This window comes from Paenibacillus montanisoli, assembly GCF_003268025.1.
Lineage (GTDB): Bacteria > Bacillota > Bacilli > Paenibacillales > Paenibacillaceae > Paenibacillus_Z > Paenibacillus_Z montanisoli.
Genome location: NZ_QLUW01000001.1, coordinates 47,959 through 71,826 on the forward strand (window position 1 = coordinate 47,959; position 23,868 = coordinate 71,826).

Below are 23,868 nucleotides of genomic sequence, written 5' to 3' on the forward strand. Positions count from 1 at the left end.
ATGGATCCCTATCTAAGGCAGGAGAAGCGAAAAGCCAACGCCGCTTTTCTTTCATGGCTGCTCGTCCTCATACCGTCGCTGCTCGCATTGCTGTTGTGGTTGTCGCTCCAGCGGGTAGTAGATATTATGCTCGTCGTGAGCAGCGTCAGCACATGGTCGTGGGATGCGATCAAGACGTTCGCGTTTATCGGCTTCGGCCTCGTATGGCTGGCTGCCGTTTTTCTCATGCAGAACTTGCTGTACAGAAGCGCGCTCCGAGGCATGCTGATCAGCCGGATCCTGCAGTTGAGCGCGCTTCTTCTGGGGCTGCTGGCGTGCAGCCAAGCGATCCGCTATCCGCTCGGCGAGGCGGAGGTATCGATCCGTTCGGTTCTTCCGGTTGTTCTCGAGGCAGTGCTTGCCGCCGCGTTATACGCGCTCTACAGGTACGCACGCGCGCGATGGACAGCCAGCTCCGCCCTTGCGGACGAACCTCCTCCAAAAAGGAGGATTTAATGGGAGATGTGCCGCATTACCTGATGATCAAACGCGAAATCGCGCAGCAGATCCGTACCGGGAAACTGCTTCCCAACGTTGTGCTGCCTGGAAGATGGAAGCTCACGGAACAGTACGGCTGCAGTTGGGCGACGGTCAACCGTGCGATCCAGGAGCTGATCCTCGAGGGCAAGCTGTATGCCGAGCAAGGGAAGGGGACGTTCGTCAGCCCGGCTGCCGCCGAGCGGGCGGACCTTCCCCAAACGTTGTCCGTTCTGCTGTGCAGCTTCAACGAGAGCGTGTCTCATTCCGTCATGAAGATGTTGGAGGGCATTCGCGAGACCGCGGGATCTTACGGGGTTCCGGTCGAATTTACAAGCGCGCAGGAACCGGGACGGTTCGCTGATCTCGACCGCCGGATCGTCATTACGCCGGGGTTGGCGGACTACCCCCAACTGGCAAAGTCAGCCTCGCGCGGAGACAGGTTCATCGTGCTTGGCTCGGAATTCCGCGAGCCTGGCGGACGATGGGTAAACTCCGACACGCGGGAAGGGACGCGCAAGGCGGTCTGCCAGCTTCTTGCCGCGGGGCACCGCCGCATTCTGTTGTTCGGCCTGCAGCGAGGTCTGTCCAACTACGAGCAGAAAGCGCGCGGTTACGAGATGGCCCTGCGCGAATTCGGGCTTGATATTGATCCGGACTGGATGGTGTATCGACCGGAGAAGGCGGCGGACGTCGAAGAGCTGCTCGGGCGTTGGATGAGAGAGCATGCCGGGTGCAGCGCCGTATTCGCCGCGGACTATACGTCGGGACTGGCGGTGCTGGGCTGGGCGATGAAGGCCGGAATTGGCATTCCGAAGGACCTTTCTCTATTCGTCATGGGGGAAGTGGATTCGTCTCCGTATCTGGTCGTGCCGCCGAACAGCGTCGTACAGCCGTTCGCGGAAATGGGGAGGCAGGCGGTAAGGATGCTCTTCGGTGAAGAGGATGAGACGTACGCCTTGCTTCCGTGCCAATTTATCGATCGCAATTCGGTCATGCCCCCGGCTTGAATCAAATTTATCCGGTGGTCACATCGGAGGCCAGGCATGGTAGTTTGATTAGACGAACATGACGAGGAGGATGCCAAGCATAAGACAGGTCTCCGCTAAGGCGCGGAACCGGTCTGCAGCACGGATTTATATCGGGAGGCGATCGTTCATGCATCTGGGTAACTTGATGGAGTTGACGCCAAGGTTGAATTTCGCAAGCCGTGACCGGGCACAAGCGGGAGATCAGTGGGGTCCACGGACGATTCCCGATTGGCAAATATTCTCGATCGTATCCGGAGAGGCGCTGCTTAAGCTGGGACGGCAAACCTACCGCATACGTTCGGGGGAGAGCGTGTTCTACGGGCCGAACAGCCCGCATTATCTGTCTGCCGTTAGGCCGACCGAATATTTCAGCTTCCACTTTTCCTGGCATGAGACATCCCCGAAGCCCGAGCATCCCGCCTTTAACATCAAGAACGTACCGGCGGGCGCTCTGAACACCCGTCCCGAGGGCTGCAGCGTATTCGTGCCCGGCGTGGGAGAGGTCGAGATCCCGCATCACTTCTCGGCGTCCGGGTTAGATTCCATCATGACCCGCATCGTCAAGGAGTATCATGACGAGGGAGCGGGGTACATATTCTTGCTGCGGGCACTGTTGATGGAGCTGCTCACCCTGCTCATCCGGCAGCTCGCCGGTCAGAGCAAGGGCGCGCTGGTGAGCAAGATCGAGCCTGCGCTCGCCGCGATTCGGGACAATCCGGGCATGAAGTGGTCGGTGTGCCAGCTTGCCGAGCTGTGCGGATACCATCCGAGCTATTTTACCGGGTTGTTCTTCCAGGAGGTCGGGCAAAAACCGAAAGAGTATTTGATTGCCGAAAAGTTACGGCAGGCAAAGACGGCGCTGCTCAAAGGCGACCCGATCGAGAAGATCGCCCAGAGCCTCGGCTACACAAGCATCCATTATTTCAGCAACAGCTTTAAGAAAGAAACCGGCCTGTCACCGAGCGAATTCAAGCAGAACCCGACTACAATGAGAGGCTTGTTGGCAATCGAGCCTTGACATAGGCAAGCACCGGATCGAAAACGCCCCCGTAACTGGGTATCGTTTTCCGATTTGTTTAACCAACCTATAAGTTCTGGGTTGGTTTTTTTTCATGCAATAAAAAAGAGACTCCCGAAAGAGTCTCCATTGTTCGACTATACAGTTTCAACTCTATTCCCCTCGGTTTCATCGTCTTTTGGAATTCTTATGAAGTGGGCAGGAACCAGCAATCCGACAAGCAGTATCGCAAGCATACCGAAGAAGAAGAGGTAAATGGCCATTGTATCCATTAGTTTAGACCTCCATTCAATGTTTGACCCGTAGGGTATGTTTTGTCGATGGCTTCCATGTCCAAAGCGCCTTTCACGAAAATAGCCATCACGGCGATCGCTGCAACGTTGAATCCCATAATCAAGAACATAACACCCATTAGTACCACTCCTTGTTGTTTGTGTGAATTAGACGTTGTAAAAAAGTCATAATAGATTAGGGCAAATCCGTGTTAACACGCGAATCGATCTTATGGATTACGGTCGAGTTTGCAAGCTGCGCACTGTTTTGTACATTGTTTTTTCGGTGCGTCCGAGTTGTGATCTTGTTCAACGGAAGTTGCTGGTTTCTCTTGCTCCATCACCATGTTCGCAATGATTACCTGCTCTGTCAATTTCAACATCATATTTGTTCACTCCTTGCGTTCAAGTTATGAGTTTATTATAGATCGCCCGCGAAAGCCTGTATTGTAAAACAGCAATCTGATTGTAAAAAAGGCATATTTATTTTAGCGGAAAACAATATCTCTTAAATTTAAATTAAGTTACTTGACAAAAGTAAGTGACGGAACCTATAATCAAACCATCACGTGAGCAACTTACTTTTATAGAGTACAAGGGGGATTTAATGATGTTGGATTTCGGTTTGCTGTTGATTCGTTTGGTGATTGGCGTTACGTTGATGGGACATGGTGCGCAGAAGCTATTCGGTTGGTTCGGCGGATATGGTCCGAAAGGAACTGGCGGATGGATGGAGTCGGTCGGTATTAAGCCTGGCGTGTTGATGGCGGTTCTTGCGGGTTTGGCGGAAATGGGAGGGGGCCTATTGTTCGCGGCTGGATATCTTACGGCTGTAGGTGCAACGCTAATCGTACTCACCATGCTTGGGGCGATTATTAAAGTGCATCTGTCCGACGGGTACTGGGTGGATAAAGGCGGTTTTGAATATCCGTTCATGCTGACCGCCACCGCGATCGCGATTGCTCTTATCGGACCTGGCGCTTACGCAATCGGCTGATTACATCAACTATAAAATGGAGGTATCGTCATGATTACCCTATATCCCGCAGCATCGAGATTTTCGGCAAACCATGGATGGTTGAAAAGCAACTTTAGCTTCTCGTTCGCGGAATATTACGATCCGAACAATATCGGCTTCGGTCCGCTCCGCGTCTTTAACGACGATTTCGTAGCGCCGCAAAACGGCTTTGGCGCTCATCCGCATAACGAAATGGAAATCGTGTCGGTCGTGTTGAAGGGGCAGCTCCAGCATCAAGACAGCACGGGCAACAAGGAAGTGTTGAGACCGGGGGAAGTGCAGCGCATGAGTGCCGGTACGGGGATTATCCATTCGGAGGAAAACCCTTCGCCGGATGAAGAAGTGAACTTCCTGCAGCTCTGGTTTTTCCCGGATCAGCAAGGATTGGCGCCATCCTATGAACAAAAGGCTTATGATCAAGCCGGGCTTAAAAACAATCTGCTGCCCGTTGTGTCGAAGCGGGATGCCAATGAACAGATTGCGTTCATCAATCAAGATTTGACGCTGTATCTATCCGAACTTGAGGCGGGCAAGTCCGTCTCGTTTAAGCAAGAGCCCGGCCGTAAAATTTATTTGTTCGTTATCGAAGGGGAAGTCACGCTGAATGAAGCGCACAACCTGAACAAGCGCGATGCGGCTAGAATTACCGAGGTAACGGACCTGGAGATAAAGACGGGAACCGGCGCTAGTTTTATGCTGATCGACCTGCCAGGCCAATAACGGAGAGACTGCCGTCATGAATGAATCCATTCATGACGGCTTTTGCTTTTGAAATAAGGCGGCTATATACCTTCCCAAACGGACACTGATTTCGGAACGCACGACGAACCGCATCAATGCGAATTTGTGCTCATAGCCTTTGTAAATAAATCGATAATGAATGGCATCATCGATCCGGTCATCCTCAATCACTTTGATGTGCAGTTCCCGGAGCTCCTTTTTGACTTTGACCAAATCGTCGTGAACAAGGTCTAGCAGCGCATCGGCCGATGCCGTATAAAGGCCTTTTAAGGAGTAGTTCGAGCGCTCGATTTCTTTGCGGTTCTTCTCAATGACATTCATCATCATGGGGAGCAAGACCGAATCCCGAACCGTTATCATGATTTGCTGCGATAAAGCTTGAGGCTTACCCTGCATCTCTTCATTTTTTTGCTCCAGGTACTGTGCTTTATGCTCAGGTGACATAAACTTCGTTGTCCAACGACCGTTTCCCTCGAGTATGCTCATTTGTAATGCCCTCCAATCTTATTGGCCCGCTCGCGTGCCTGGCCGGACTTCAGGAGCGATGCCGCGCTTAAAATGGCAGCCTCGCCATAGCGATCTTTGATTGCGTCTTTTACTGCGGCAAGCTTGCGATGCTTAAGGAGATCTTCGAACAAATCCAGCTGATATACGGAGTTATCGCTGAGTTTCGATATATCGACGGCCAAGTGCGTCAGCGGATCCCCGTTCCAATGCTGTAGAAATACTTTGTGTGCGGCTGCGATAATGTGATGCTCTAAGCAGCTCGGATCGCTAAGCGTCGTTTGACGGCTAAACCCTCTAGAATTCTCTCCGTTCGTGGTCCCCGCGCTCACCGTAACGGTGCTGCCATGATAGTTGTGGTGCCGGCTTGTTCGGCAAACCTCGATGACTAATTCAAGCAACAGCGGCTCAATATCCGATAACGTTTGATAATCCCTCCAGCGAAGCGCTCTTCCTCGCGTAATGGATTTTGGTTTCGATACAGAATGCTGGACGACGGGGCTGGGATCGATGCCTCGCGCGGTCTGCCAGTAGTATGTGGCTTTGATGTCGCTTTGACGGCCCATGCGCGAACGCATACGGCGCTTGAATTCAGGTAAATCTAATCGTGCAAGATCGCCGATGGTATGGATCCCCATGCGCATAAAATGAGCCGTCATGCGTGACGCGACCATGAACATGTTATGAATCGGAAGGGGCCACAGGGTCGTTTCGATGTTGTCGCTGGATAAGGCGAAAATCCCGTCCGGATGCTTCTTGGCGAAATTATCGGTGGCCATCTTGGCTAGAATCTTGGTGGGACCGATCCCCGCTCGCGTCCATACGCCGGTCGAAAGCATCACCGAGTTTTGGATTTGTTTGGCGATCTCCACGGGTGAGCCGAACAGGGCCAGGCTTCCTGAAATATCAAGAAATTGTTCATCGATGCTGAACGGTTCGACAAGCGGCGTAAAGGACTCGTAAAGCTTGGTAATGAGCAAGGAAACGCTAATGTAGGTCTGCATCCGCGGACGGATCACAACGAGCCCCGGACATTTGCCTACAGCCTCTGAAAGTCGTTCAGCCGTACTGACGCCGTAAGCTTTAGCTATTGGGCACGCAGCCAAGATAATCCCTGATCGTCTCTCGGGATCTGCTGCGACAGCGACTGGCATGTTTGTATATTCAGGGTGCGTCGCTTTTTCAACACTGGCATAGAAGGATTGGCAATCGACGAGCAAGATGGATTTTTCTTTGGATTGCATATCGCTTCACCGGCTTATTGGTTTTTGGTGTCCAACGACAAGAACACTTGTTCTCATATTATATGCGATGACACCTCGTCTATCCAATGAAAAATTTGGATGCAGGTCCTTATTTTGATTGTGAGTGTGAGTGAGTACGGGATCGCGCGTAAGATCTTGCGTTGAAATCGTAAAAGAGAATGGAGACCAATTCGGTCTCCATTCTCTTTTTTTATATTCGGAACATGATTTATTCTATTGATTTATAGCTTTCAATCTATATTAAATATCTTTATATATATTGTACAAGGTTTCCCTTCATCCTTATAATTAGATCAATTCTAATAACAATTTATTTTGAAATCGCTTTCAAACTATTTGTTATTCACATGCTTACGAATCTATGAGAATAAGGAATGAACAGCTATGAACTTGAGCAAAATAGGTCGGACCAAATGGTTTGTCTATCAAAAAATCGTTACTGTCTTTATCATATTGTTCGTTCCCTTAATCGTGATGAACATGTGGATCAATTACAAGGGCTTATTCTTCATCAAACATGAGATTGCCGATTCTGCTGTTGCCGGGGCATCGTTTTACTCGAAACAGCTGGATGACCAGCTCTATTTTATTCGCAGCCAGCAATTGCAATTTCTGAATGATCAGGATTTACAGAAGCTTAGCTTTCAGGGTGCCGCGATGGATAAATTTGAATTGGTTCAACTCATCAACCAGGTCAAAGACCGGCTGATGTCGCTTATCAATTCTAGCGAGTATGTCGTGAATGCAGGCGTTTATGTGAAAGAGATTGAGAAAACCGTCTCCATTAAGGATGATGTCTTGAACACGCCGAATGAGGATTACACGTTAATTTCCACTTTAATCAAGGAGACGCCCAAACCCTCGTTCTACATGTATGATGATCGAATCTACTTTATTGAAAGCGCAAACAATTCAGGTGTTTGGTCTTATATTGAAATATCCAGAGATAAGCTGCTGGAGGCGCTAAAGCAAATTGCTTCGCTCTATCAGAACTCTGAAGTGCTTCTCGGCGGCCAGAATAACGGAGTGGTCCTATCTACCTTATCAAATCGTCCTGTCTTAGCTGAGGTGCTTTCAATAGCAGAAGAGCGGAGCGGGCCCGAGCCTGAGAAATCGATTGTACGCAAGGTAAATGATACGAACTATTTCATTACGCGCAGTGACGTTAGTTCTCTGCATCTGTCTCTCGTCATGTTCGTGAATCAGAATGAGCTGATACGTCCGCTAAGCCAGTTCAATACTTGGTTCTTCGCCTTGTTGATTATTGCGATTGTCGTGCTGCTGCTGTATTCGTTCTCCATCCATTTCATGATTCATCGACCGCTTACCAGGCTGACCAGGGCATTTCAATTAATCGAGACCGATAACTTGAATCTCGTCATCGAGTCTAAGCGGAAGGATGAATTTCATTACTTATTCAACAGCTTTAACCGAATGGCGCAGCGGTTAAAGCGTTCAATCCAGGAGAATTATGAGCAGAAGATTGCCCTTCAGCATTCGGAACTCAAGCAGCTGCAATCGCAAATCAATCCGCATTTTCTATATAACAGCTTTTTTAATATTTACATGATGTGCAAGACCGGTGATTCGGATGGGGCCGGAGAGCTGTCGCAAAAGCTTGGCAGCTACTATCAATACATTACTAGAAGCGGCTCAGATGAGGTGCCGCTCTATAAGGAATTCCGGCATGCGCTCGATTATTGCGAAATCCAGTGCATCCGATTCTCGAACCGGATTCAATTCGAATACGAAGAGCTGCCGGAGCCGGCAGCCGCGCTTTATGTCCCTCGTTTAATCATTCAGCCGGTCGTGGAAAACGTGTTTGAGCACGCGTTTGAAGACGGGATGATGGAGGGAGTCCTCTATATGCGGAGCGGCTTTGAGGACGGTGTCGTCAGCATTACGGTTGAAGACAACGGCAATCTATTGACGGATGAGAGGCTTGACCAATTGCGAACGAAGCTAGGGAACCAATACGTGGAACGAATGGAGCAGACCGGCATTATCAACGTAGGCAACAGGCTCCAATTGAAATATGGACCGAGCAGCGGGTTGTTTGTCTCTCGAAGCAAATATGGCGGTTTGAAGGTAGATATCAAAATCGATTATAAGCAAAAGGGGGCTTAACATGTATCGACTACTTATCGTAGATGACGAGCCTGTCATTGTAAACGGACTGGTACACCTATTTCAAGAGAATGCTGATTTCGAGCTTGATATCGTCAAGGCTTACTCCGCCAATGAAGCACTCGAGATCGCCAAAACCTCGAAGCTCGATATTATGGTTAGCGATATCCGCATGCCCCAGAAGAGCGGGCTGCAGCTAGTAGATGAGATGGTTTATTACTGGCCTTCGTGCCGTATTATCTTTTTGACCGGTTACAGCGAATTCGAGTACGTGTACGAAGCGATTCAGAAAAACGTCGAGAACTATATTCTCAAAACAGAAGGCATGGAGCCAATCTTCAGGGCCGTAAAGACGGCGTTACAGAAGCTGGATGCAGAGAAGAAGGCAAGCGTGCTGGTAGAAAAAGCACAGATCCAGCTCCAATACACGGAATCGTTGCTTAAAAAAGAGATGTTGGAGGGTTTGCTAAGGGGCGAGACGATCGCGTCACTCCGAACCAATCCGCAATATGCGGATATTGAGCTTGGTGTTTCCACTGCGCGCCCGGCTGTGCTGTTAGTCGGACAGCTTGATCCGAGAGAAGAGCTCGCTTCTTCTCAGAAGTGGAAGACGCTGCAAAGCATTCAGCAGTTTGTATGTCATCAACTGCCGGCTTCGATACACAAAGAGCAAATGGTTTACGACGCAAGCGCGCTGGTTTGGCTGCTTCAACCGGACAGCGAGCTTGCTTCCCGGTTTATGCTTGAAACAGATGAAGTGGACATGCGCAGCTTTGCATCCTATGTGAAAGGTGTCTTAGAGTCGATACAGAACGAATGCGAAGACCGTACCGGCAAATCGGTTTCGTTTGCCGTTGCGGGCAATTTGCATAATTGGGCGTGTGTACATGAACATGTCGAACAGGCCTGCGTTCTCATTCGAAGAAGCTTTTCCCTAGGTAAAGTCATGGTTATTCTCGATTTGGACAAGCCTGCTGAGATGATCTCTTCCCAGGAGAAGGTGATTGATCAAATCCATCACTATATTCAAAAGCATTTATCGGGCAACCTCTCGCTAACAGCGATTGCCGACGAGGTTCACTTTAATCCATCCTACTTATCAAGATACTACAAACAGACAACGGGTCGTAATCTGCTGGACTATATCCAATCTTCCAAGCTTAGCGCCGCGATTGCGATGATGTCCGATCCGCAATTAAAGTTGAATGAGATCGCAGTAAAACTCGGATTTGACTCTCATTCTTATTTCACGACGTTCTTTAAGAGAATGACAGGCTCATCGCCGCAAGATTACCGCAATACATTGCGTAAATAAAGTTAAAGTGTTGTAAAGGATTCAAAATTGTTGGTGTCCGTCAACCCCTATACAATTAAAGACGTAGGCAAGACAACACACATTACCTAGAGGGGGTTACCGGTTAATATGAAACAGAAGCAGCGATTAAAGCTAATTGTAACGGCAGGCTTGGCTTTCTCGATGTTGACCGCGTGTGCAGACAAAGGCGAGAACAATGCCAATTCAGAAGCGGCAAAGAATGCCGAACCATCAACTTCTAATTCTGAGACATCGTCCACGAACACAAATGCCGCTAGCAATACAACCAGTGAACCCGCAGCACAAGACCCGATGGGCAAGTATGCCGAGCCAGTAACGGTGACAGAGGTCATTGGATACAATCCGCCGGAAGATCCGCGTACACCGCAAGGACTTACGCCGGATAAGAACGCCTACCTCAAAGACCTGAAAGACATGCTGAATATTGAAGTGAAATACAAGTATATGGTTCCTGGAAATCAAGCGGAGCAAAAGTTTGCCCTTGCTATGGCTTCGGGCGATTTGCCGGATATAATGGATGTCGACCAACGAACATTCGAGAAGCTTCGCAAACAAGGCGTACTGGCTGATTTGACGGAAGCTTACAATCAATATGCGTCTCCTACGCTCAAGAAATATATGGAGTCCGATGGCGGATTCGCCATGAAAGCATTCAGCTCGGACGGTAAACAGTATGGCATTCCTTCATTTGAGGACCCATTCTTGTCAACGCAGCTGTTGTGGATTCGGAAGGATTGGCTTGATAGCTTAAACCTGCAGCCTCCAAAAACGATGGATGATTTGGAGAAAGTAGCAGAAGCTTTCGTGAAGAACGATCCGGATAAGAACGGCGCTAACGATACCTATGGTTTGGCTCTGCAGAAGAACCTTTTCTACTGGGGATTTGATACGAGAGGCTTGTTTAATGGCTTCGGTGCCTATCCTTCTGTCGGCGACGGTCAATCTGCTTGGATCAAAGGTGCTGACGGCACATTGGCGCCTGGCCTGATTCAACCGGAAGTGAAGACTGCGCTAAGCAAAATGCAAGAGTGGTACAAGAAAGGCATTATCGATAAAGAGTTTGCGCTTAAAGACGAGAACAAGGTTTCGGAAGACATCGTCGCCAGCAAAGTCGGGATCTCGTACGGCGAATGGTGGTATCCGAACTGGCCGCTTAACCTGAATGTGGACAAAGATCCGAAAGCGAATTGGATTCCGCTGCAAATTCCATCGCTTACGGGCCCGGGCAAATCGCTTGTGCCGAAATTGCGCGGTACGCGAATTACGGTCGTCAATAAATCGGCGAAAAATCCGGAAGCCGCGATTAAGATGATCAATTTCTACTTTGAGATGGGCAAGAAGCAATATATCGATAAGAACCAAGCTGCAAATGGCTACGTGTATAACTGGTTCGTTCCGAGAATTTACAACCCAAGTCAGATTGATACGATTTATACCGAAGTGAATAAAGCGTTGGATGCGAAGCAGACGGACATTTCGCTTGACGACGACAACTACAAAGTAGTTGCCGACGTGTTCAAGGCGACGAATGACTTCTTAAATAAGAACACGGCGAATGCTTCCAACGGCGTGAACTGGGGGCAATATTTCAGCCGCGCCGCAAAAGACGGAGGCTGGGGCCTCACTCGTCAGCTGAAAGAGCAGCAGCAATTCGTCAGCAACGAGTTCTATGGTGTACCAACCAAGACCCAAGTAGAAAAGGGCGGGCAATTGGATAAATTGATGGCTGAGTCATTCACGAAGATCGTCATGGGCGGTTCGATCGACGACTTCGATAAGTTCGTCGCCAGCTGGAAGTCGCTTGGCGGCGAGCAGATTACGAAGGAAGTCAATGATTGGTATCAATCGGTAAAATAATGCTCAAGGCGAGGGGAGGAAGCATACTCCTCTCGCTTTTTTAATAAGGGAGGTTGCCTGACTTGAGATCATTTCGCAAAGAGTCTCCGCTGCATCTTATGCTATTGCCCGGCGTGATTTTCACGATCATCTATGCTTACGGCCCAATGGCAGGCATCGTTATGGCTTTTCAACAGTTCGAACCCTTGTCCGGTTTCTGGAAGTCGGATTGGGTCGGGGTAGATAATTTCGATTACGTCTTTCATATGCCCGATTTCAAACAAGTGCTGTGGAATACCGTCATCATCTCGCTATTCAAAATCATTCTCTTCCTGCTTGTTCCGCTTATTCTAGCACTATTGGTGAATGAGCTGACGAAGCGATGGTTTGTACGCATCATTCAATCAAGTATCTTTCTGCCTTTCTTTCTGTCCTGGACGGTGCTCGGCGGTGTCATTATTGAGCTGTTTTCCTTGCATGGGCCGGTTAACGCCTTGTTAACTCAGATGGGGTTGGAACCCATTATGTTTATGTTAAACAACGATTGGTTCAGGGGGATCATCATCGGCTCGGATGTTTGGAAAGGAATGGGCTATAACATGATCATTCTGCTAGCTGCCATAACAGGCATTAATATGAGCCTTTATGAAGCGGCGGAAGTGGATGGGGGAGGCAAATGGAAGCAAATGCTTCATATTACGTTGCCTGGCATCGCCCCGATATTAATTCTTCTTGGCGTATTGAGCTTGGGGAATATTTTGAACGCCGGCTTTGAACAGATCTTTCTTATGTACAATCCGACCGTCTATCAAGGATCCGATATTATCGACACGTTCGTCTACAGGCTTGGAATGTTCAGTCAGCAATTCGGGCCGGCGGCAGCAGTCGGCGTGTTTAAATCGGTCATTTCGCTCGGCTTGGTTTCGATTTCTTACTATGCTGCTTACAAGTATAACAATTACAGAATATTCTAGGTGCTGGAGGATGTGCTGTGGTCTATAAACAATCGATAAGCAGAAAGTTATTTGCCTTGGCCAATGTTCTGTTTCTTTCTTGTATTACACTACTGGGCATAATTCCATTCTTGCACTTACTCTCCGTATCGCTAAGCACGAATGTTGCGGCTTCGGCAGGCGAAGTTAAACTCTGGCCTGTAGGATTCTCGCTGGATGCCTATGAGTATTTAGGAGAGAAAGTGGAGTTTTTCCGATCGCTTTGGGTATCCATAGAGCGGGTAGTGCTCGGTACGGCCGTGAATATGAGCCTTGTTTTTCTTACCGCGTATCCGCTATCCAAATCAAATGACCAATTCAAATGGCGTACCCCGTACGTTTGGTTTTTTGCGATTACGATGTTTTTTGGCGGAGGACTTATCCCTACGTATATGGTGGTTAAGGAGACGGGGTTGCTGGATTCGATTTGGGCCCTCATATTGCCAGGCGCATTGAACGTATGGAACATGATCTTAATGCTCAACTTCTTTAGAACGATTCCAAAAGAGATGGAAGAGGCTGCTACAATTGATGGCGCGGGTCACTGGAAGACGCTTTGGCAAATCTATTTGCCGGTTTCACTGCCTTCCATTGCGACTATCGGGTTATTTACCGTCGTTGGACATTGGAACTCTTGGTTCGATGGCATTCTATACATGAATTCTCCGGATAACTATCCGCTACAAACGTATCTATCGACGCTCATTATGTCTTTGAACTCTCAGATGACGTCTATTTCCGTTGAGCAACTGGAAGCATTGGAGAATTTGAGCGAGAAAACGCTTCGAACCGCTCAAATCTTCATGGGCGCACTGCCGATTATGATCGTCTATCCGTTTGTTCAGAAGTATTTTATTAAAGGCATGACGGTAGGAAGCGTGAAAGAGTGAAATCGAGACAGAGTCCGAAAAGGGGATCAAATGATGAGAATAGTGACGGTTGCATTGATTGGAGCCGGATTACGCGGAGTTAACTATTTGAACTATGCGCTGCACCATCCTCACGAGCTTGAAGTCGTCGCTGTAGCGGAGCCGAATCGCGAGCGCCGGGACCATTTTAAGGCACTGCACAATCTGCCGGATGAAATGTGCTTTCATGACTGGGATGAGCTGTTTGAAAAGCCGCAGCTTGCGGACGCGGTTCTCATATGTACGCAGGATAAACTGCATTTCGAGCCTGTCGGGAAAGCATTGAAGGCCGGCTATCATGTGCTTCTTGAGAAGCCGATGTCGCCTGATGCCAAGGAGTGCGTGGCGATGGGAGAGATGGCGAAGGAATACAATCGAATTTTCTCGATTTGCCATGTGCTTCGCTATACGAATTTCTTCTCTACAATTAAAGATTTACTCGCACGCAAGGCAATTGGCGACCTTATGTCCATTCAACTCAATGAAAATGTCGGCTATTGGCATCATGCGCATAGTTTCGTTAGAGGCAATTGGAGCAGAAAAAGTGAATCCAGCCCGATGATTCTGTCCAAATCTTCGCATGACATGGATATTCTCTATTGGCTCGCCGGTGCGTCATGCACCCGTGTAGCTTCGTTCGGATCATTGTCGCATTTTACCTCATCCCAAGCGCCGGAAGGCGCGCCGCATCGCTGCCTTGACGGTTGTCCTGTTGCCGATGAATGCTTGTATTACGCTCCTAAGCAATATTTGACTGAGGATACGGGATGGCCGACAGCGGCAATAAGCAATGATAGCAGCTATGAATCCCGGCTTAAGGCGCTCGAAGAGGGGCCTTACGGAAGATGCGTCTATCGCTGCGATAATGATGTTGTCGATCACCAGATCGTCAATCTGGAATTTGACAATGGCGTAACTGCCGGATTCTCGATGAATGCGTTCACTCGGGATATTAGCCGGACGATTAAATTGATGGGAACGACAGGCGAAATTCGTGGCACGATGGAGAAGAATGAGATCGAGATTCTTCATTTCGGCAGCGGAAAGGTAGAGCGGATTTCATTCGAGACTGCTGGGGGGCACGCTGGTCACGGCGGAGGAGACATGGGTCTTATGAAAGATTTCGTAAAGCTGGTTAGAGACGGCGGCATTAACGAAGGTCTTACGACCGCATCGCATTCGGTTGAAAGCCACTTGATGGCATTCGCTGCCGAGAAGGCGCGCGAGGAGCAAAGCGTCATTGATATGAAGGAGTTTGCTGCAAGTCTTGTAGTTAGATGAAGAAGGAAATGGAGGCCAAAGCGGCCTCCATTTTTATTTGAGCCGGAATCTACTTGCTATCCCGGACATGCTTCCGCCATTCGCTGGGAGAACTGCCTGTCAGCTTCTTAAACACGGTCGTAAAATGCTGGCTCGTTTTGAAACCAAGCTCCATGGCGATGTCTGTAATCAACCTGTCGGTCCTTAATAAGGCGCAGGCATGCTCCATTCGGATGCGCTCCATGTAAGCGACAGGGGCTTGTCCATAGAGCTCGTAGAACAATTTATAGAAATGAGAGACGCTCACTCCTACGGAGAGAGCCATTTGTTCGATCGAAAATCTCGCTTCGGGATTGCGCGCGAACTCCTCGATAACGGTTGCAATAGACTGCTTGAGATCCGGATCGACCGGTTTGGCTGCAGGCTGCTGCAGCATCCCGAGCAAGATGTCCAATACCTGGTGGCGGGCGAACAGCTCTTTATTTGGCATATCGTTCTCTAAGGTCGATTTCAGACGCGCAAATTGCTCCGAGGCGCGCGGGCCCGCGCGAAAAATTCGCGGCAGCTGCTCTAATCGGTCGGCAATGAAGGCTAACTCATCACGATCCAAACGAAGCCAATCGCTCTCGCCGGATGGATCCTTTAGGACAAACCACCAGATTCGGCAGGGCTCCAAATGATCGAATCGCGCCCGATGGAGCTCACCTGGCCTCGTGTAAAACCATTGCCCTGCGTTGACTGGGTAATACTCGCCGTCGATCTCCCAAGTAATGATTCCGTTCACCACGTAAACGAACTCATAACCTTGATCATGGCTATGAAAGGTGATCGGGTACGCTTCCGCTAGCTTCTGGCATCCAAGCTGCAGAAGCTCGGGAATACCATTTATTTCGCCATTTCGGTCATCGAGTCGATACACCCACCGCATTGAAGCTGAGCCGAATTTGCCCACTGACCGTTCCACCTTCACTTGTTTCTGTTGTTCCTATGTTTCTGATTTTATTTGATGAAATCCGGGAAGTCAAAGAGCTCCGATTCTCTTACACTTAGGTCATCACATTAATTGGAGTGATTATCGTGAGCGAGCCGCGCAAAAGAGATTACAGTATTTTAGGTCCGGAGCGGGAGAGAGCGATTCAGAGAGGACTCGTGTCCGCCGAGTGGTATCAATGTCCGATTCCGAGAAAGCGTCTGAAGGAATTGATGGTTCGAAGGGACGCTCCCGCGCTTCGGGATACGTTACTTTGGATCGTGATCCAGATCGCAGCGGGCTATGTCGCTTATTTGTCCTGGGGGACATGGTGGAGCATTCCGGCCTTTGCCCTCTATGGGGTGATTTATTGCACGGCGGCCGTATCCAAATGGCATGAATTCAGTCACGGTACCCCGTTCCGAACGGCTTGGCTGAATGAGGCGATGTACCAGATCTGTTCCTTTCTTACGTTGGAGCAGGCAACGAACTTTCGCTGGACGCATACCCGCCACCATACGGATACCATAATCGTTGGTAGCGACCCTGAAATTTTTGAGCCTCGTCCTCCGAAATGGCGCCGGCTGCTTCATTGGGTCATTCGTGACAATGTGTTGATTCCAACCGTTATGAGATTGGTTACCCATTCTTTCGGTTACCTTAGCGCCGTCGAACGAGAACTTATCCCAAAGAGCCAGCACAACAAATTGTTTTGGGAAGCGCGCATTTTCCTAATCGGCTACGGCGGGCTGATTGCCGCTTGCTTCTCTGTGCATAACATTCTGCCGCTTATGTTCGTTGGGTTTCCTACTATTTACGGCTTTTTCCTGAACGCTTTCTTGATTGCCACGCAGCATATGGGATTATACGAGGATAAGCTCGATCACAGAATTTGCGCGCGGACGTTTTATACCAATCCGATTCTGAGATTCTTCTACACGAACATGAACTATCATATGGAGCACCATATGTATCCTCTTGTACCGTATTACAATCTGCCAGCACTGCACGAAGAGATCAAGCATGATTGTCCGGCAGCGGCGTCGAGCTTTCCGAGCGCCGTTCGTGAAACGATCTCTGCCCTCAAACGGACGAAAAAAGATCCATCGTACGTCGTGCTGCGTTATCGCGAATTTGCTGAAAGAATGGAAAGAATCCGGCAAGGCGGAGAGGAACCGCGTGTCGTATAGCACAACAACTAATCGAGGAGAGTTGAATTCATGAGTCTAACTACCAATTGGATTGAAGTTTGCGATAAAGAGGACATAGACGAAGAAGATGTGATCCGATTCGATCATGGAAATCGGACGTTCGCTGTATATCGTTCGGCGGACAGCGACTATTACGCGACGGACGGATACTGTACCCACGAGAAATTTCATTTGGCAAATGGCTTGGTGATGGGCAATATTATTGAATGCCCTAAGCATAACGGCCGGTTTGATTATACAAGCGGCGCTGCGAAGCGGGCTCCGGTGTGCGTTGATCTTAAAACCTATCCCGTAAAGGTCGAGAATGATAAAATCTTTATCCAGATCGACTAGTTAAAATCTTACAACAACAACGTCCCTGGTTCGCGTAGAACCAGGGACGTTTCTGCATTTATAGACCACAAGGAATGACTCATACCGCAATAGGCATTATACATGAGCAGGCGTGAATTCCTATAATTAGATTACGCTTTCACAGCGCCAAGCGTAAGTCCCTTCACGAAATACTTCTGCAGCAGCGGATACAGCAGAATGATCGGCCCGATGGAAAGAATACAGGTCGCCATTCGCGCGCTTTCCCCTGGAAGCACACCCAGCGCGCTCTCCAATGTTTTCGATGCTGCCGCATTGCTTTGCAAGTAATCAAGGTTGGACATAAGAGCCTGAAGCAAATATTGAAGATTGTACAGCTTGCTATTCTCGATGAACAACGCGCACGTAAACCAATCGTTCCAGTAACCGACGGACGAGAATAATCCAATCGTCGCCAGCACCGGAGTAGACACCGGGAGCACGATCCGGAAGAACGTCCGGAACTCGCCCGAGCCGTCGATTCTAGCCGATTCGATAATGGAGCTAGGCACTTCTTTGAAGAAGTTGCGCATGATGAGTATGTTCACCGGCGAGACGAGCAGTGCAAGAATCAAGATCAGCAGCGTATCCTTCAAATGAAGATAGCGAGTAACCAAGATATAATAAGGAGCCAAGCCGCCATTGAACAAGATCGTAAAAAAGATGATGAACGAGATTTGGCCGCGATATTTGAGCTCGGTCCTTGATAGCGCATAGCCCATCAACGAAGTCACTAGCAAGGAAGTGAATGCACCGGCAACCGTTACGAAAATCGTGACCTTATAGGCATTCAGAATGGTCGATGTACCCGAAATGATATATTCATAGCCGTAGGTGCTGAATACTTTCGGGATGAGATGATAGCCCTCCGCCATAAGCGAGCTTTCGTCCGTTAACGAGATCGACAGGACAAGCAGAACCGGAATGATGCACAAGAGACAGTAAACGATGAAAACAAGGTTAACGACCAGCTTCGGCAATGTATGCTTAAGCGCGAATCCTCTATTTTGCACTTCAATCACTCCCAGGTATGAGCTAAAATAACGAGCTTTCGGAATCGTACTTCTTGACGAGGTAGTTCGTCGCGAGGACGATGACCAGCCCTACGACGGCTTGATAGAAACCGACCGCTGATGACATGCCGATATCGCTCACGCCTCTCAACGCCCGGAAGACATACGTATCGATAACGTCGGTCGTCGAGAATAAGATGCCCGATTCCCGCGGCAGCGTGTAAAATGCGCTCCAGTCGCCAAGTCCGCCGTTGAAGATTTTGCCGAGAGAGAGAAGAGAGAGAATGATAACGACCGGAATCAATAGCGGGATCGTAATGAATCTTGCCTTTTGCAGCTTGCTGGCGCCATCGATTTCAGCCGCTTCGTAATAGTCGGAGGAAATGCCGGTTATCGCCGCGACGTAAATCACAGACGTGTAGCCCACATTCTTCAATAGATAAGCGGCAGGCATAATAATCCGCCAATAGGAAGGCTCGCCATACCAATCGATCGCTTCATATCCGAACAGCTCTCTAATTTGGTTCAATAATCCTTGATCCGGGTTGAGCAAGGCGTAAACGATATAATCGCCGACAATCCAGGAAAGGAAGAAGGGAAGCAGCATAAGACTTTTGTAGATGCCCGACCGGTATCGGCCTCCGGTTTCCTGCAGCAGGACGGCGAACAGGATCGATACCGAAGTCACAAGGACGATGATGAGCACGTTATTGAAGATCGTATTGAAGGTAACCCGCCATAGCGCATCGGATTTGAAGAAAAACTCAAAGTTCTTGAAGCCATTCCATTCGCTGCCCCATACGCCTGCGACTGGATTGTAGTCCTTGAACGCGATGACTACTCCGAACATCGGCAAGTAATTGAAGATAATCAAGAAGACCAGCCCGGGCAAAACCATGACATAGAACGCCCAATGCTTCGTGATCTCCCTGAGGAAGGTCAGCGGGGATAGGACACTTGCTTTCTTGCGTTCACCTTTCACGGTCGTTGCGACCGTTTGCGATTGGGAACTCATTTTACCACTCCTTCATGCAATTCTATATGCGTTGCTTGATATCAATGTATCAGCAGCGGGGAGAGGAACAAACCGAAAAAAGCGTATTTTCCTACAACAATCCGTGTATGAAGCACATTAAAAAATGAACTTTTCTTTAATATCGTGTGTTTCCAAACGATTCGGTCGGAAATGGAAATTCGTGCTACAGGAAACCAAGCCCGCTTGTCGAACAAGCAAGCATAGAAAAAGGCAGCTATAAAGGGGCGGAACCGAGTATGGCATTACAAAGCAAGACGAATCTAAAAAGTCTGTATACGAAACTGCTTCTTACCTTTACGTTAACCGTCACGGTGTTAATCTTCGGATTGTCAGCTCTACTGTTCCGAAACTATACGTCGGCCTCCATTGATAGCGTTAATCGTACGAACACATCTTTACTGCATCAGATTAGCTACAGCGCCAATTATATGGATAATGTTGCGCAGAAATTTATTACCGCGGCAATGGCGGAACCAAGCGTCGCGAACCTGTTCTTTAATCCGGAGGATGATATGGCGCCGCTGGGCAATGCGTTCCGGTTTCTTAACCTGCTTGTTACGACCAATGATTACGTCTATTCGGCGTATACAGTCAGCCTGCCTTTAGATCGGATTGTCTCTACGGAGAACGGCGCATTCTATTCCGCTCATGATTTCTATGATCCTGAAGCCGTAAATCTCGTGAAGCAGTGGACGGACTCTACGGCCTCGGTTCCGATTACCCGAACAATTCCAAATGCTAGTTCAGGTGGAGTAAACGTCTATACCTACATCATGCCTTATCAGACGCGTTTGGGCGAGCATCTTCAGACAGCGCTCGTTGTGAATATCAAAGCAAGCGTGCTTCGCGCGCTGATTACGTCCTTGAATACGAAGGAGGCCAATTATTACAGCGATATATTCGTTATTGATGATAACGGTGTTGTGGTTAATCACGCTTCAGAAGGGATGTTCAAGCACAGTATCAAGCAAGAGAGTTATGCGCGTACTGCCCTCGAATCAAAACAAACATCCGGCAGCTTCAAGACGAGCATCGAGGGGAAGCCTTTCAACGTTACGTTCGTATCCTCGGACGAATTGAAGTGGAAGTTTATCAGCTTGACTGCTTATGACACCTTCATGTCGCCTGTGGAGGCTATTAAGTCGTCAACATTGCTCATCAGCGCCATCGTGCTCTTACTTGGTTTGCTCTTCTCTCTGCTGATGTCCAAATCACTGTACTCCCCAGTCAGAACGTTGATTGATTCTGTTCGAATGAAAAACGATGAGTTAGTTCGAAAGCAGCGGGATCAGCGTGATACGTTGAAAGGGGACTGGCTCAAGCAAGTCATTCTCGGGAATAAAGCGTTCGGAGAACAAGAGCTTGAGACTCAGAAATCGGAGCTGGGCGTTCGCGCGAGCCTGGCCGGAACGGTTCGGATGGTGTTGTTCCGGATTGATGGGTATAGATCGTTCGTGGAGAATTATAGCAAGAGAGACCGCAGACTGCTGAAATTCGCAATCGCCAATATAATAGAGGATCTTGCGTCTGCCCGTCATGGCGACGTGATCGATATGGATCATGATAAGCTCGTTCTACTTCTGGATTCGGACGGTTCGGATGAAGAGGAAGCGATGCTCAAGGAGCTTTCTCGGCACGTGCAAAGCTCAATAAAAGAGTATTTGCGCCTCTCGGTCTCCGCTGCGATTGGAGATCCTGTTGTTTCTGCGCATTTCCTGGGAGAGGCTTATTCGGACATGCTGGCGCTCTCGCTGTACCGGTTGCTTGCCGGGAAAGGAAGTGTGCTTACGTCTGAATATCTGTCTACGATTGAGCCGAATCAGCCAACGTTTCCGGAAAACAAGGCCAAGCTGCTGCTTGATTCGCTTAAGCTTGGACATCTCGAGAAGGCCAATGGGTATTACGCCGAGATTATGGAAGGTCTCGCCCGGGCGAGATATGAGACGGTTCTATCATCGGTTATGCATTTAATGTTTATGATTCGAAGCGCTTTCCCTAGCGTCGCAGATAGCGAACAATCGCGTGTACCCGATTTGCTTCAAACGTTCTTCGTTAACATTGAGAGCATCGAGTCGCTCGAAGAGATTCACCGGAATTTCGAAGAAATATTTCAAGGGATCGTCGCTTCTTTAGATACCAATAAACAGAACAAGCGTCACATGATCGTTACACGGGTCAAGCATATCATTGCCGAGCAATATCGTGATCCCAACTTGAACCTCAGTGTGCTTGCCGAAGATTTCCAGATGTCGCACGTCTATTTGGGGCGGATCTTCAAGGAATCAACGGGTCAATCCGTCGTGGAACACATTACGGCCGTTCGCATGGAGCATGTGAAGCGGCTGCTGGATGAGACAAGCATGACGACCAAGGAGATCGTAGAGCAGTGCGGCTGGGAAGACTCGAATTATTTTTATATTTTGTTTAAGAAGCATTTCGGAATGCCGCTGTCCCAGTACCGGCTAACGCGCAAAAGCACGGATAAATAGCACGATTTCTATTAAATCTGCTTTTTTTAAAGCGCCTCAATCGCAATAAATTGATGGATGTTATTCATTTTTCGGTGGGCAAGAGACGGGCGGACCTTTATCTTGAAATTGAGCTCGGCAATGCGAGGGGCACATCAATTCGGGGGAGAGGAAGATGGCCGATCTGCGAAAACACGAAAGAAGGATCTGCGTCAATTATCCACTACATGAAACGGGAGGCGAAGTACATGTCTAAACAGAAGCAACTTATTGCTTCATCAGTTGCGCTCATGCTTATGGGATCGCTTGTACTCTCAGGCTGCGGCAGTAACAATCAATCTTCTAATGATTCGGCAGCAAATACGTCTAATCAGGCATCATCTAATTCGACCAATAAAAATGCAAACGCATCGGCAACGAACGCATCGGCCAACAACACGGCAGCATCAAATGCAGCTGCAGAAGATCCGGTCGAACTCACGATGTATATTGCGAACTCCCCGATTAAAGACATGGATCGCATTATGGAAGCGGCTAACAAAATCATTAAAGAAAAAATCAATGCGACGCTTAAGCTTGTCGTAACGGACTGGAGCTCGTATCCGCAAAAGCTTAATCTGATGATCTCCTCCGGTGAGCCGTTCGACATTGCCTTTACCGCTAGCTGGGGCGATCTGAACTATTTCCAAAGCGCATCTAAGGGCGCATTCGCTGACATGACCGATCTGCTCGATCAATATGCGCCTACGACGAAATCGCGCGTGCCTGATTCCGTATGGAATGGCGTGAAAGTCAACGGCAAAATCTACGGCGCGGTCAACTATCAAGTATGGGGGATGGCGGGAGCCAGAGGCATTCAGCTTAGAAAAGACCTCGTTGATAAATACAACTTCGACTGGAAATCGGTTAAGAGCTGGGATGACCTGACACCTTTCTTCGCTGAAGTCAAGAAGGGCGATAAAACCGTCATTCCGATGGAAGCGGGACAATTGTTCTCGGGGCAGCCTGTGTATTACAACATGGATGCGGTAGGCGATACCACCGTTCCAGGCTGGGTCATTTACGGCGACAACGATATAAAAGTATTCAATCAGTATGAAACGCCTGAATTCAAAGCGTATCTGAAGACGATGCGCGAATGGTATAAGAACGGTTATGTCCGGAAGGACGCGGCGACGCTGAAGGATACCACTCCGGATCGTAAAGCAGGCAAGCTTGCAGCCATCTATTCCCAGCCTTATCCGGATGATATTGACTTGCCGGAAGCCGCAGGTACTGGCATGATGTCCTTGTCGGATCCTGCTGCGAAAGTTTACTCGTATAATAAACGATTCACTCCGGCGTTCATTTCTTCGAATACGCCTTCGGCAGCAGTCCTTGCCATTAGTGCGAATTCGCAGCATAAGGAAAAAGCGATGCAAATGATCGAATTGATGAATACGGATGACGAGCTGTTCCATCTGATCGCGTTCGGTCAGCCGGACGTTGATTACAAGAAGGTCGGCGACAGACAATTCGAGTTAATTCCAGACAAGTACAACTTCAACTACTCCGAGTGGGAAATTGGTCAATCTTATAACAGAATGCTTTGGGACAAGAGTACAGATTTGAACGTCAATGACAAAAGACTCAGCGCCATTTATGAAGCGGACAAAACGGCAATGGTGTCTCCGGTAATGGGCTTCGTCTTCGATACGGACCCCGTTAAAACTCAAATCGCAAATGTAAACTCGGTCACAGCCGAATTGTTGAAGGGACTAGAAGTAGGCGCGATCGATCCGGATAAATACCTGGATACGTTCCTGAAGAAGCTCAAAGACGCAGGAGCCGACGATATCATCGCCGAGAAGCAGAAGCAAATCGACGCATGGAAAGCGGCAAACGGTAAGTAAGCCTAGCACTAATGAAGGACGGATGCATGCATCCGTCCTTTCATTTTCTATTTGACATATTCGCTTGGACATCCATAATCAAATGGAAATAAACACTTAAAGG

Annotated in this window: 23 protein-coding genes; 15 read left to right on the top strand and 8 right to left on the bottom strand. The window is 48.7% G+C overall.

Going from position 1 to position 23,868, the window contains the following annotated elements:
* The 3 genes from DL346_RS28860 to DL346_RS00320 all read left to right on the top strand — a co-directional run bounded on the left by DL346_RS28860 (position 1) and on the right by DL346_RS00320 (position 2,565).
* Positions 1 to 495 (top strand): hypothetical protein, encoded by a 495-nt coding sequence (locus DL346_RS28860; RefSeq protein WP_165822309.1) that lies wholly within the window; start codon positions 1 to 3, stop codon positions 493 to 495.
* The gene (locus DL346_RS28865) at positions 495 to 1,526 is read left to right on the top strand and encodes a substrate-binding domain-containing protein (protein ID WP_165822310.1); all 1,032 of its coding nucleotides are present in this window, start codon (positions 495 to 497) and stop codon (positions 1,524 to 1,526) included. The genes DL346_RS28860 and DL346_RS28865 overlap by 1 nt, the downstream gene beginning before the upstream one ends.
* 148 nt (positions 1,527 to 1,674) lie before the next feature.
* On the top strand, positions 1,675 to 2,565 hold the full coding sequence (locus DL346_RS00320; protein ID WP_165822311.1) for an AraC family transcriptional regulator: 891 nt from the start codon (positions 1,675 to 1,677) through the stop codon (positions 2,563 to 2,565).
* A gap of 137 nt (positions 2,566 to 2,702) precedes the next feature.
* Here DL346_RS00320 and DL346_RS29685 read toward each other — a convergent pair whose 3' ends face one another.
* From DL346_RS29685 to DL346_RS28875, 3 genes are all read right to left on the bottom strand, one after another.
* A complete protein-coding gene (locus tag DL346_RS29685) occupies positions 2,703 to 2,837 on the bottom strand; it encodes a hypothetical protein (RefSeq protein ID WP_276311492.1) in 135 nt (44 codons plus the stop codon).
* A complete protein-coding gene (locus tag DL346_RS28870) occupies positions 2,837 to 2,977 on the bottom strand; it encodes a hypothetical protein (protein WP_165822312.1) in 141 nt (46 codons plus the stop codon). Before DL346_RS28870 ends, DL346_RS29685 begins: the two co-directional genes overlap by 1 nt.
* A 90-nt stretch (positions 2,978 to 3,067) precedes the next feature.
* A complete protein-coding gene (locus tag DL346_RS28875; protein ID WP_165822313.1) occupies positions 3,068 to 3,223 on the bottom strand; it encodes a hypothetical protein in 156 nt (51 codons plus the stop codon).
* A gap of 224 nt (positions 3,224 to 3,447) precedes the next feature.
* On the opposite strand from DL346_RS28875, the gene DL346_RS00325 reads away from it, so the two are divergent.
* Positions 3,448 to 3,834 (top strand): DoxX family protein, encoded by a 387-nt coding sequence (locus tag DL346_RS00325; protein ID WP_112879987.1) that lies wholly within the window; start codon positions 3,448 to 3,450, stop codon positions 3,832 to 3,834.
* A 30-nt stretch (positions 3,835 to 3,864) separates the two neighbouring features.
* Entirely contained in the window at positions 3,865 to 4,575 is a 711-nt protein-coding gene (locus DL346_RS00330; RefSeq protein WP_112879988.1) for a pirin family protein, read from the top strand.
* Between the two features lie 30 nt (positions 4,576 to 4,605).
* On the opposite strand, the gene DL346_RS00335 is transcribed toward DL346_RS00330, so the two are convergent.
* Both DL346_RS00335 and DL346_RS00340 read right to left on the bottom strand, forming a co-directional pair.
* Entirely contained in the window at positions 4,606 to 5,082 is a 477-nt protein-coding gene (locus DL346_RS00335) for a YhjD family protein (protein ID WP_112879989.1), read from the bottom strand.
* Entirely contained in the window at positions 5,079 to 6,344 is a 1,266-nt protein-coding gene (locus tag DL346_RS00340) for a DNA polymerase IV (protein ID WP_112879990.1), read from the bottom strand. Before DL346_RS00340 ends, DL346_RS00335 begins: the two co-directional genes overlap by 4 nt.
* A 405-nt stretch (positions 6,345 to 6,749) precedes the next feature.
* On the opposite strand from DL346_RS00340, the gene DL346_RS00345 reads away from it, so the two are divergent.
* From DL346_RS00345 to DL346_RS00370, 6 genes are all read left to right on the top strand, one after another.
* On the top strand, positions 6,750 to 8,492 hold the full coding sequence (locus DL346_RS00345) for a sensor histidine kinase (RefSeq protein ID WP_112879991.1): 1,743 nt from the start codon (positions 6,750 to 6,752) through the stop codon (positions 8,490 to 8,492).
* Between the two features lies 1 nt (position 8,493).
* A complete protein-coding gene (locus tag DL346_RS00350) occupies positions 8,494 to 9,807 on the top strand; it encodes a response regulator transcription factor (protein ID WP_112879992.1) in 1,314 nt (437 codons plus the stop codon).
* Between the two features lie 108 nt (positions 9,808 to 9,915).
* The gene (locus DL346_RS00355) at positions 9,916 to 11,685 is read left to right on the top strand and encodes an extracellular solute-binding protein (RefSeq protein ID WP_112879993.1); all 1,770 of its coding nucleotides are present in this window, start codon (positions 9,916 to 9,918) and stop codon (positions 11,683 to 11,685) included.
* A 98-nt stretch (positions 11,686 to 11,783) separates the two neighbouring features.
* The gene (locus DL346_RS00360) at positions 11,784 to 12,638 is read left to right on the top strand and encodes an ABC transporter permease (protein WP_420849529.1); all 855 of its coding nucleotides are present in this window, start codon (positions 11,784 to 11,786) and stop codon (positions 12,636 to 12,638) included.
* Between the two features lie 17 nt (positions 12,639 to 12,655).
* Positions 12,656 to 13,546: a carbohydrate ABC transporter permease gene (locus tag DL346_RS00365; protein ID WP_112879995.1), complete on the top strand. Its 891-nt coding sequence runs from the start codon at positions 12,656 to 12,658 to the stop codon at positions 13,544 to 13,546.
* A gap of 33 nt (positions 13,547 to 13,579) precedes the next feature.
* A complete protein-coding gene (locus DL346_RS00370; RefSeq protein ID WP_112881705.1) occupies positions 13,580 to 14,845 on the top strand; it encodes a Gfo/Idh/MocA family protein in 1,266 nt (421 codons plus the stop codon).
* A 49-nt stretch (positions 14,846 to 14,894) separates the two neighbouring features.
* Here the strand turns inward: DL346_RS00370 and DL346_RS00375 are convergent, their stop codons facing one another.
* Positions 14,895 to 15,776 (bottom strand): AraC family transcriptional regulator, encoded by an 882-nt coding sequence (locus tag DL346_RS00375; RefSeq protein ID WP_112879996.1) that lies wholly within the window; start codon positions 15,774 to 15,776, stop codon positions 14,895 to 14,897.
* A gap of 125 nt (positions 15,777 to 15,901) precedes the next feature.
* Between DL346_RS00375 and DL346_RS00380 the strand changes: the two genes are divergently transcribed.
* Positions 15,902 to 16,984 (top strand): fatty acid desaturase, encoded by a 1,083-nt coding sequence (locus DL346_RS00380; protein ID WP_206098455.1) that lies wholly within the window; start codon positions 15,902 to 15,904, stop codon positions 16,982 to 16,984.
* 30 nt (positions 16,985 to 17,014) lie between these two features.
* Positions 17,015 to 17,338: a MocE family 2Fe-2S type ferredoxin gene (locus tag DL346_RS00385; protein ID WP_112879998.1), complete on the top strand. Its 324-nt coding sequence runs from the start codon at positions 17,015 to 17,017 to the stop codon at positions 17,336 to 17,338.
* A gap of 131 nt (positions 17,339 to 17,469) precedes the next feature.
* Here DL346_RS00385 and DL346_RS00390 read toward each other — a convergent pair whose 3' ends face one another.
* Positions 17,470 to 18,369: a carbohydrate ABC transporter permease gene (locus tag DL346_RS00390; RefSeq protein ID WP_112879999.1), complete on the bottom strand. Its 900-nt coding sequence runs from the start codon at positions 18,367 to 18,369 to the stop codon at positions 17,470 to 17,472.
* Positions 18,370 to 18,391: 22 nt separating this feature from the next.
* The gene (locus DL346_RS00395; RefSeq protein WP_112880000.1) at positions 18,392 to 19,384 is read right to left on the bottom strand and encodes an ABC transporter permease; all 993 of its coding nucleotides are present in this window, start codon (positions 19,382 to 19,384) and stop codon (positions 18,392 to 18,394) included.
* Between the two features lie 257 nt (positions 19,385 to 19,641).
* On the opposite strand from DL346_RS00395, the gene DL346_RS00400 reads away from it, so the two are divergent.
* Positions 19,642 to 21,894, top strand: coding sequence for a helix-turn-helix domain-containing protein (locus DL346_RS00400; protein ID WP_112880001.1), 2,253 nt, complete (start codon positions 19,642 to 19,644; stop codon positions 21,892 to 21,894).
* Between the two features lie 227 nt (positions 21,895 to 22,121).
* Positions 22,122 to 23,765 (top strand): ABC transporter substrate-binding protein, encoded by a 1,644-nt coding sequence (locus DL346_RS00405; RefSeq protein ID WP_165822314.1) that lies wholly within the window; start codon positions 22,122 to 22,124, stop codon positions 23,763 to 23,765.
* Positions 23,766 to 23,868 lie beyond the last annotated feature (103 nt).

Coding starts and splice junctions, on each gene's coding strand:
- DL346_RS28860 (WP_165822309.1), top strand. CDS start 1: ATGGATCCCTATCTAAGGCAGGAGAAGCGAAAAGCCAACGCCGCTTTT.
- DL346_RS28865 (WP_165822310.1), top strand. CDS start 495: ATGGGAGATGTGCCGCATTACCTGATGATCAAACGCGAAATCGCGCAG.
- DL346_RS00320 (WP_165822311.1), top strand. CDS start 1,675: ATGCATCTGGGTAACTTGATGGAGTTGACGCCAAGGTTGAATTTCGCA.
- DL346_RS29685 (WP_276311492.1), bottom strand. CDS start 2,837: ATGGATACAATGGCCATTTACCTCTTCTTCTTCGGTATGCTTGCGATA.
- DL346_RS28870 (WP_165822312.1), bottom strand. CDS start 2,977: ATGGGTGTTATGTTCTTGATTATGGGATTCAACGTTGCAGCGATCGCC.
- DL346_RS28875 (WP_165822313.1), bottom strand. CDS start 3,223: ATGATGTTGAAATTGACAGAGCAGGTAATCATTGCGAACATGGTGATG.
- DL346_RS00325 (WP_112879987.1), top strand. CDS start 3,448: ATGTTGGATTTCGGTTTGCTGTTGATTCGTTTGGTGATTGGCGTTACG.
- DL346_RS00330 (WP_112879988.1), top strand. CDS start 3,865: ATGATTACCCTATATCCCGCAGCATCGAGATTTTCGGCAAACCATGGA.
- DL346_RS00335 (WP_112879989.1), bottom strand. CDS start 5,082: ATGAGCATACTCGAGGGAAACGGTCGTTGGACAACGAAGTTTATGTCA.
- DL346_RS00340 (WP_112879990.1), bottom strand. CDS start 6,344: ATGCAATCCAAAGAAAAATCCATCTTGCTCGTCGATTGCCAATCCTTC.
- DL346_RS00345 (WP_112879991.1), top strand. CDS start 6,750: ATGAACTTGAGCAAAATAGGTCGGACCAAATGGTTTGTCTATCAAAAA.
- DL346_RS00350 (WP_112879992.1), top strand. CDS start 8,494: ATGTATCGACTACTTATCGTAGATGACGAGCCTGTCATTGTAAACGGA.
- DL346_RS00355 (WP_112879993.1), top strand. CDS start 9,916: ATGAAACAGAAGCAGCGATTAAAGCTAATTGTAACGGCAGGCTTGGCT.
- DL346_RS00360 (WP_420849529.1), top strand. CDS start 11,784: ATGCTATTGCCCGGCGTGATTTTCACGATCATCTATGCTTACGGCCCA.
- DL346_RS00370 (WP_112881705.1), top strand. CDS start 13,580: ATGAGAATAGTGACGGTTGCATTGATTGGAGCCGGATTACGCGGAGTT.
- DL346_RS00385 (WP_112879998.1), top strand. CDS start 17,015: ATGAGTCTAACTACCAATTGGATTGAAGTTTGCGATAAAGAGGACATA.
- DL346_RS00395 (WP_112880000.1), bottom strand. CDS start 19,384: ATGAGTTCCCAATCGCAAACGGTCGCAACGACCGTGAAAGGTGAACGC.
- DL346_RS00400 (WP_112880001.1), top strand. CDS start 19,642: ATGGCATTACAAAGCAAGACGAATCTAAAAAGTCTGTATACGAAACTG.
- DL346_RS00405 (WP_165822314.1), top strand. CDS start 22,122: ATGTCTAAACAGAAGCAACTTATTGCTTCATCAGTTGCGCTCATGCTT.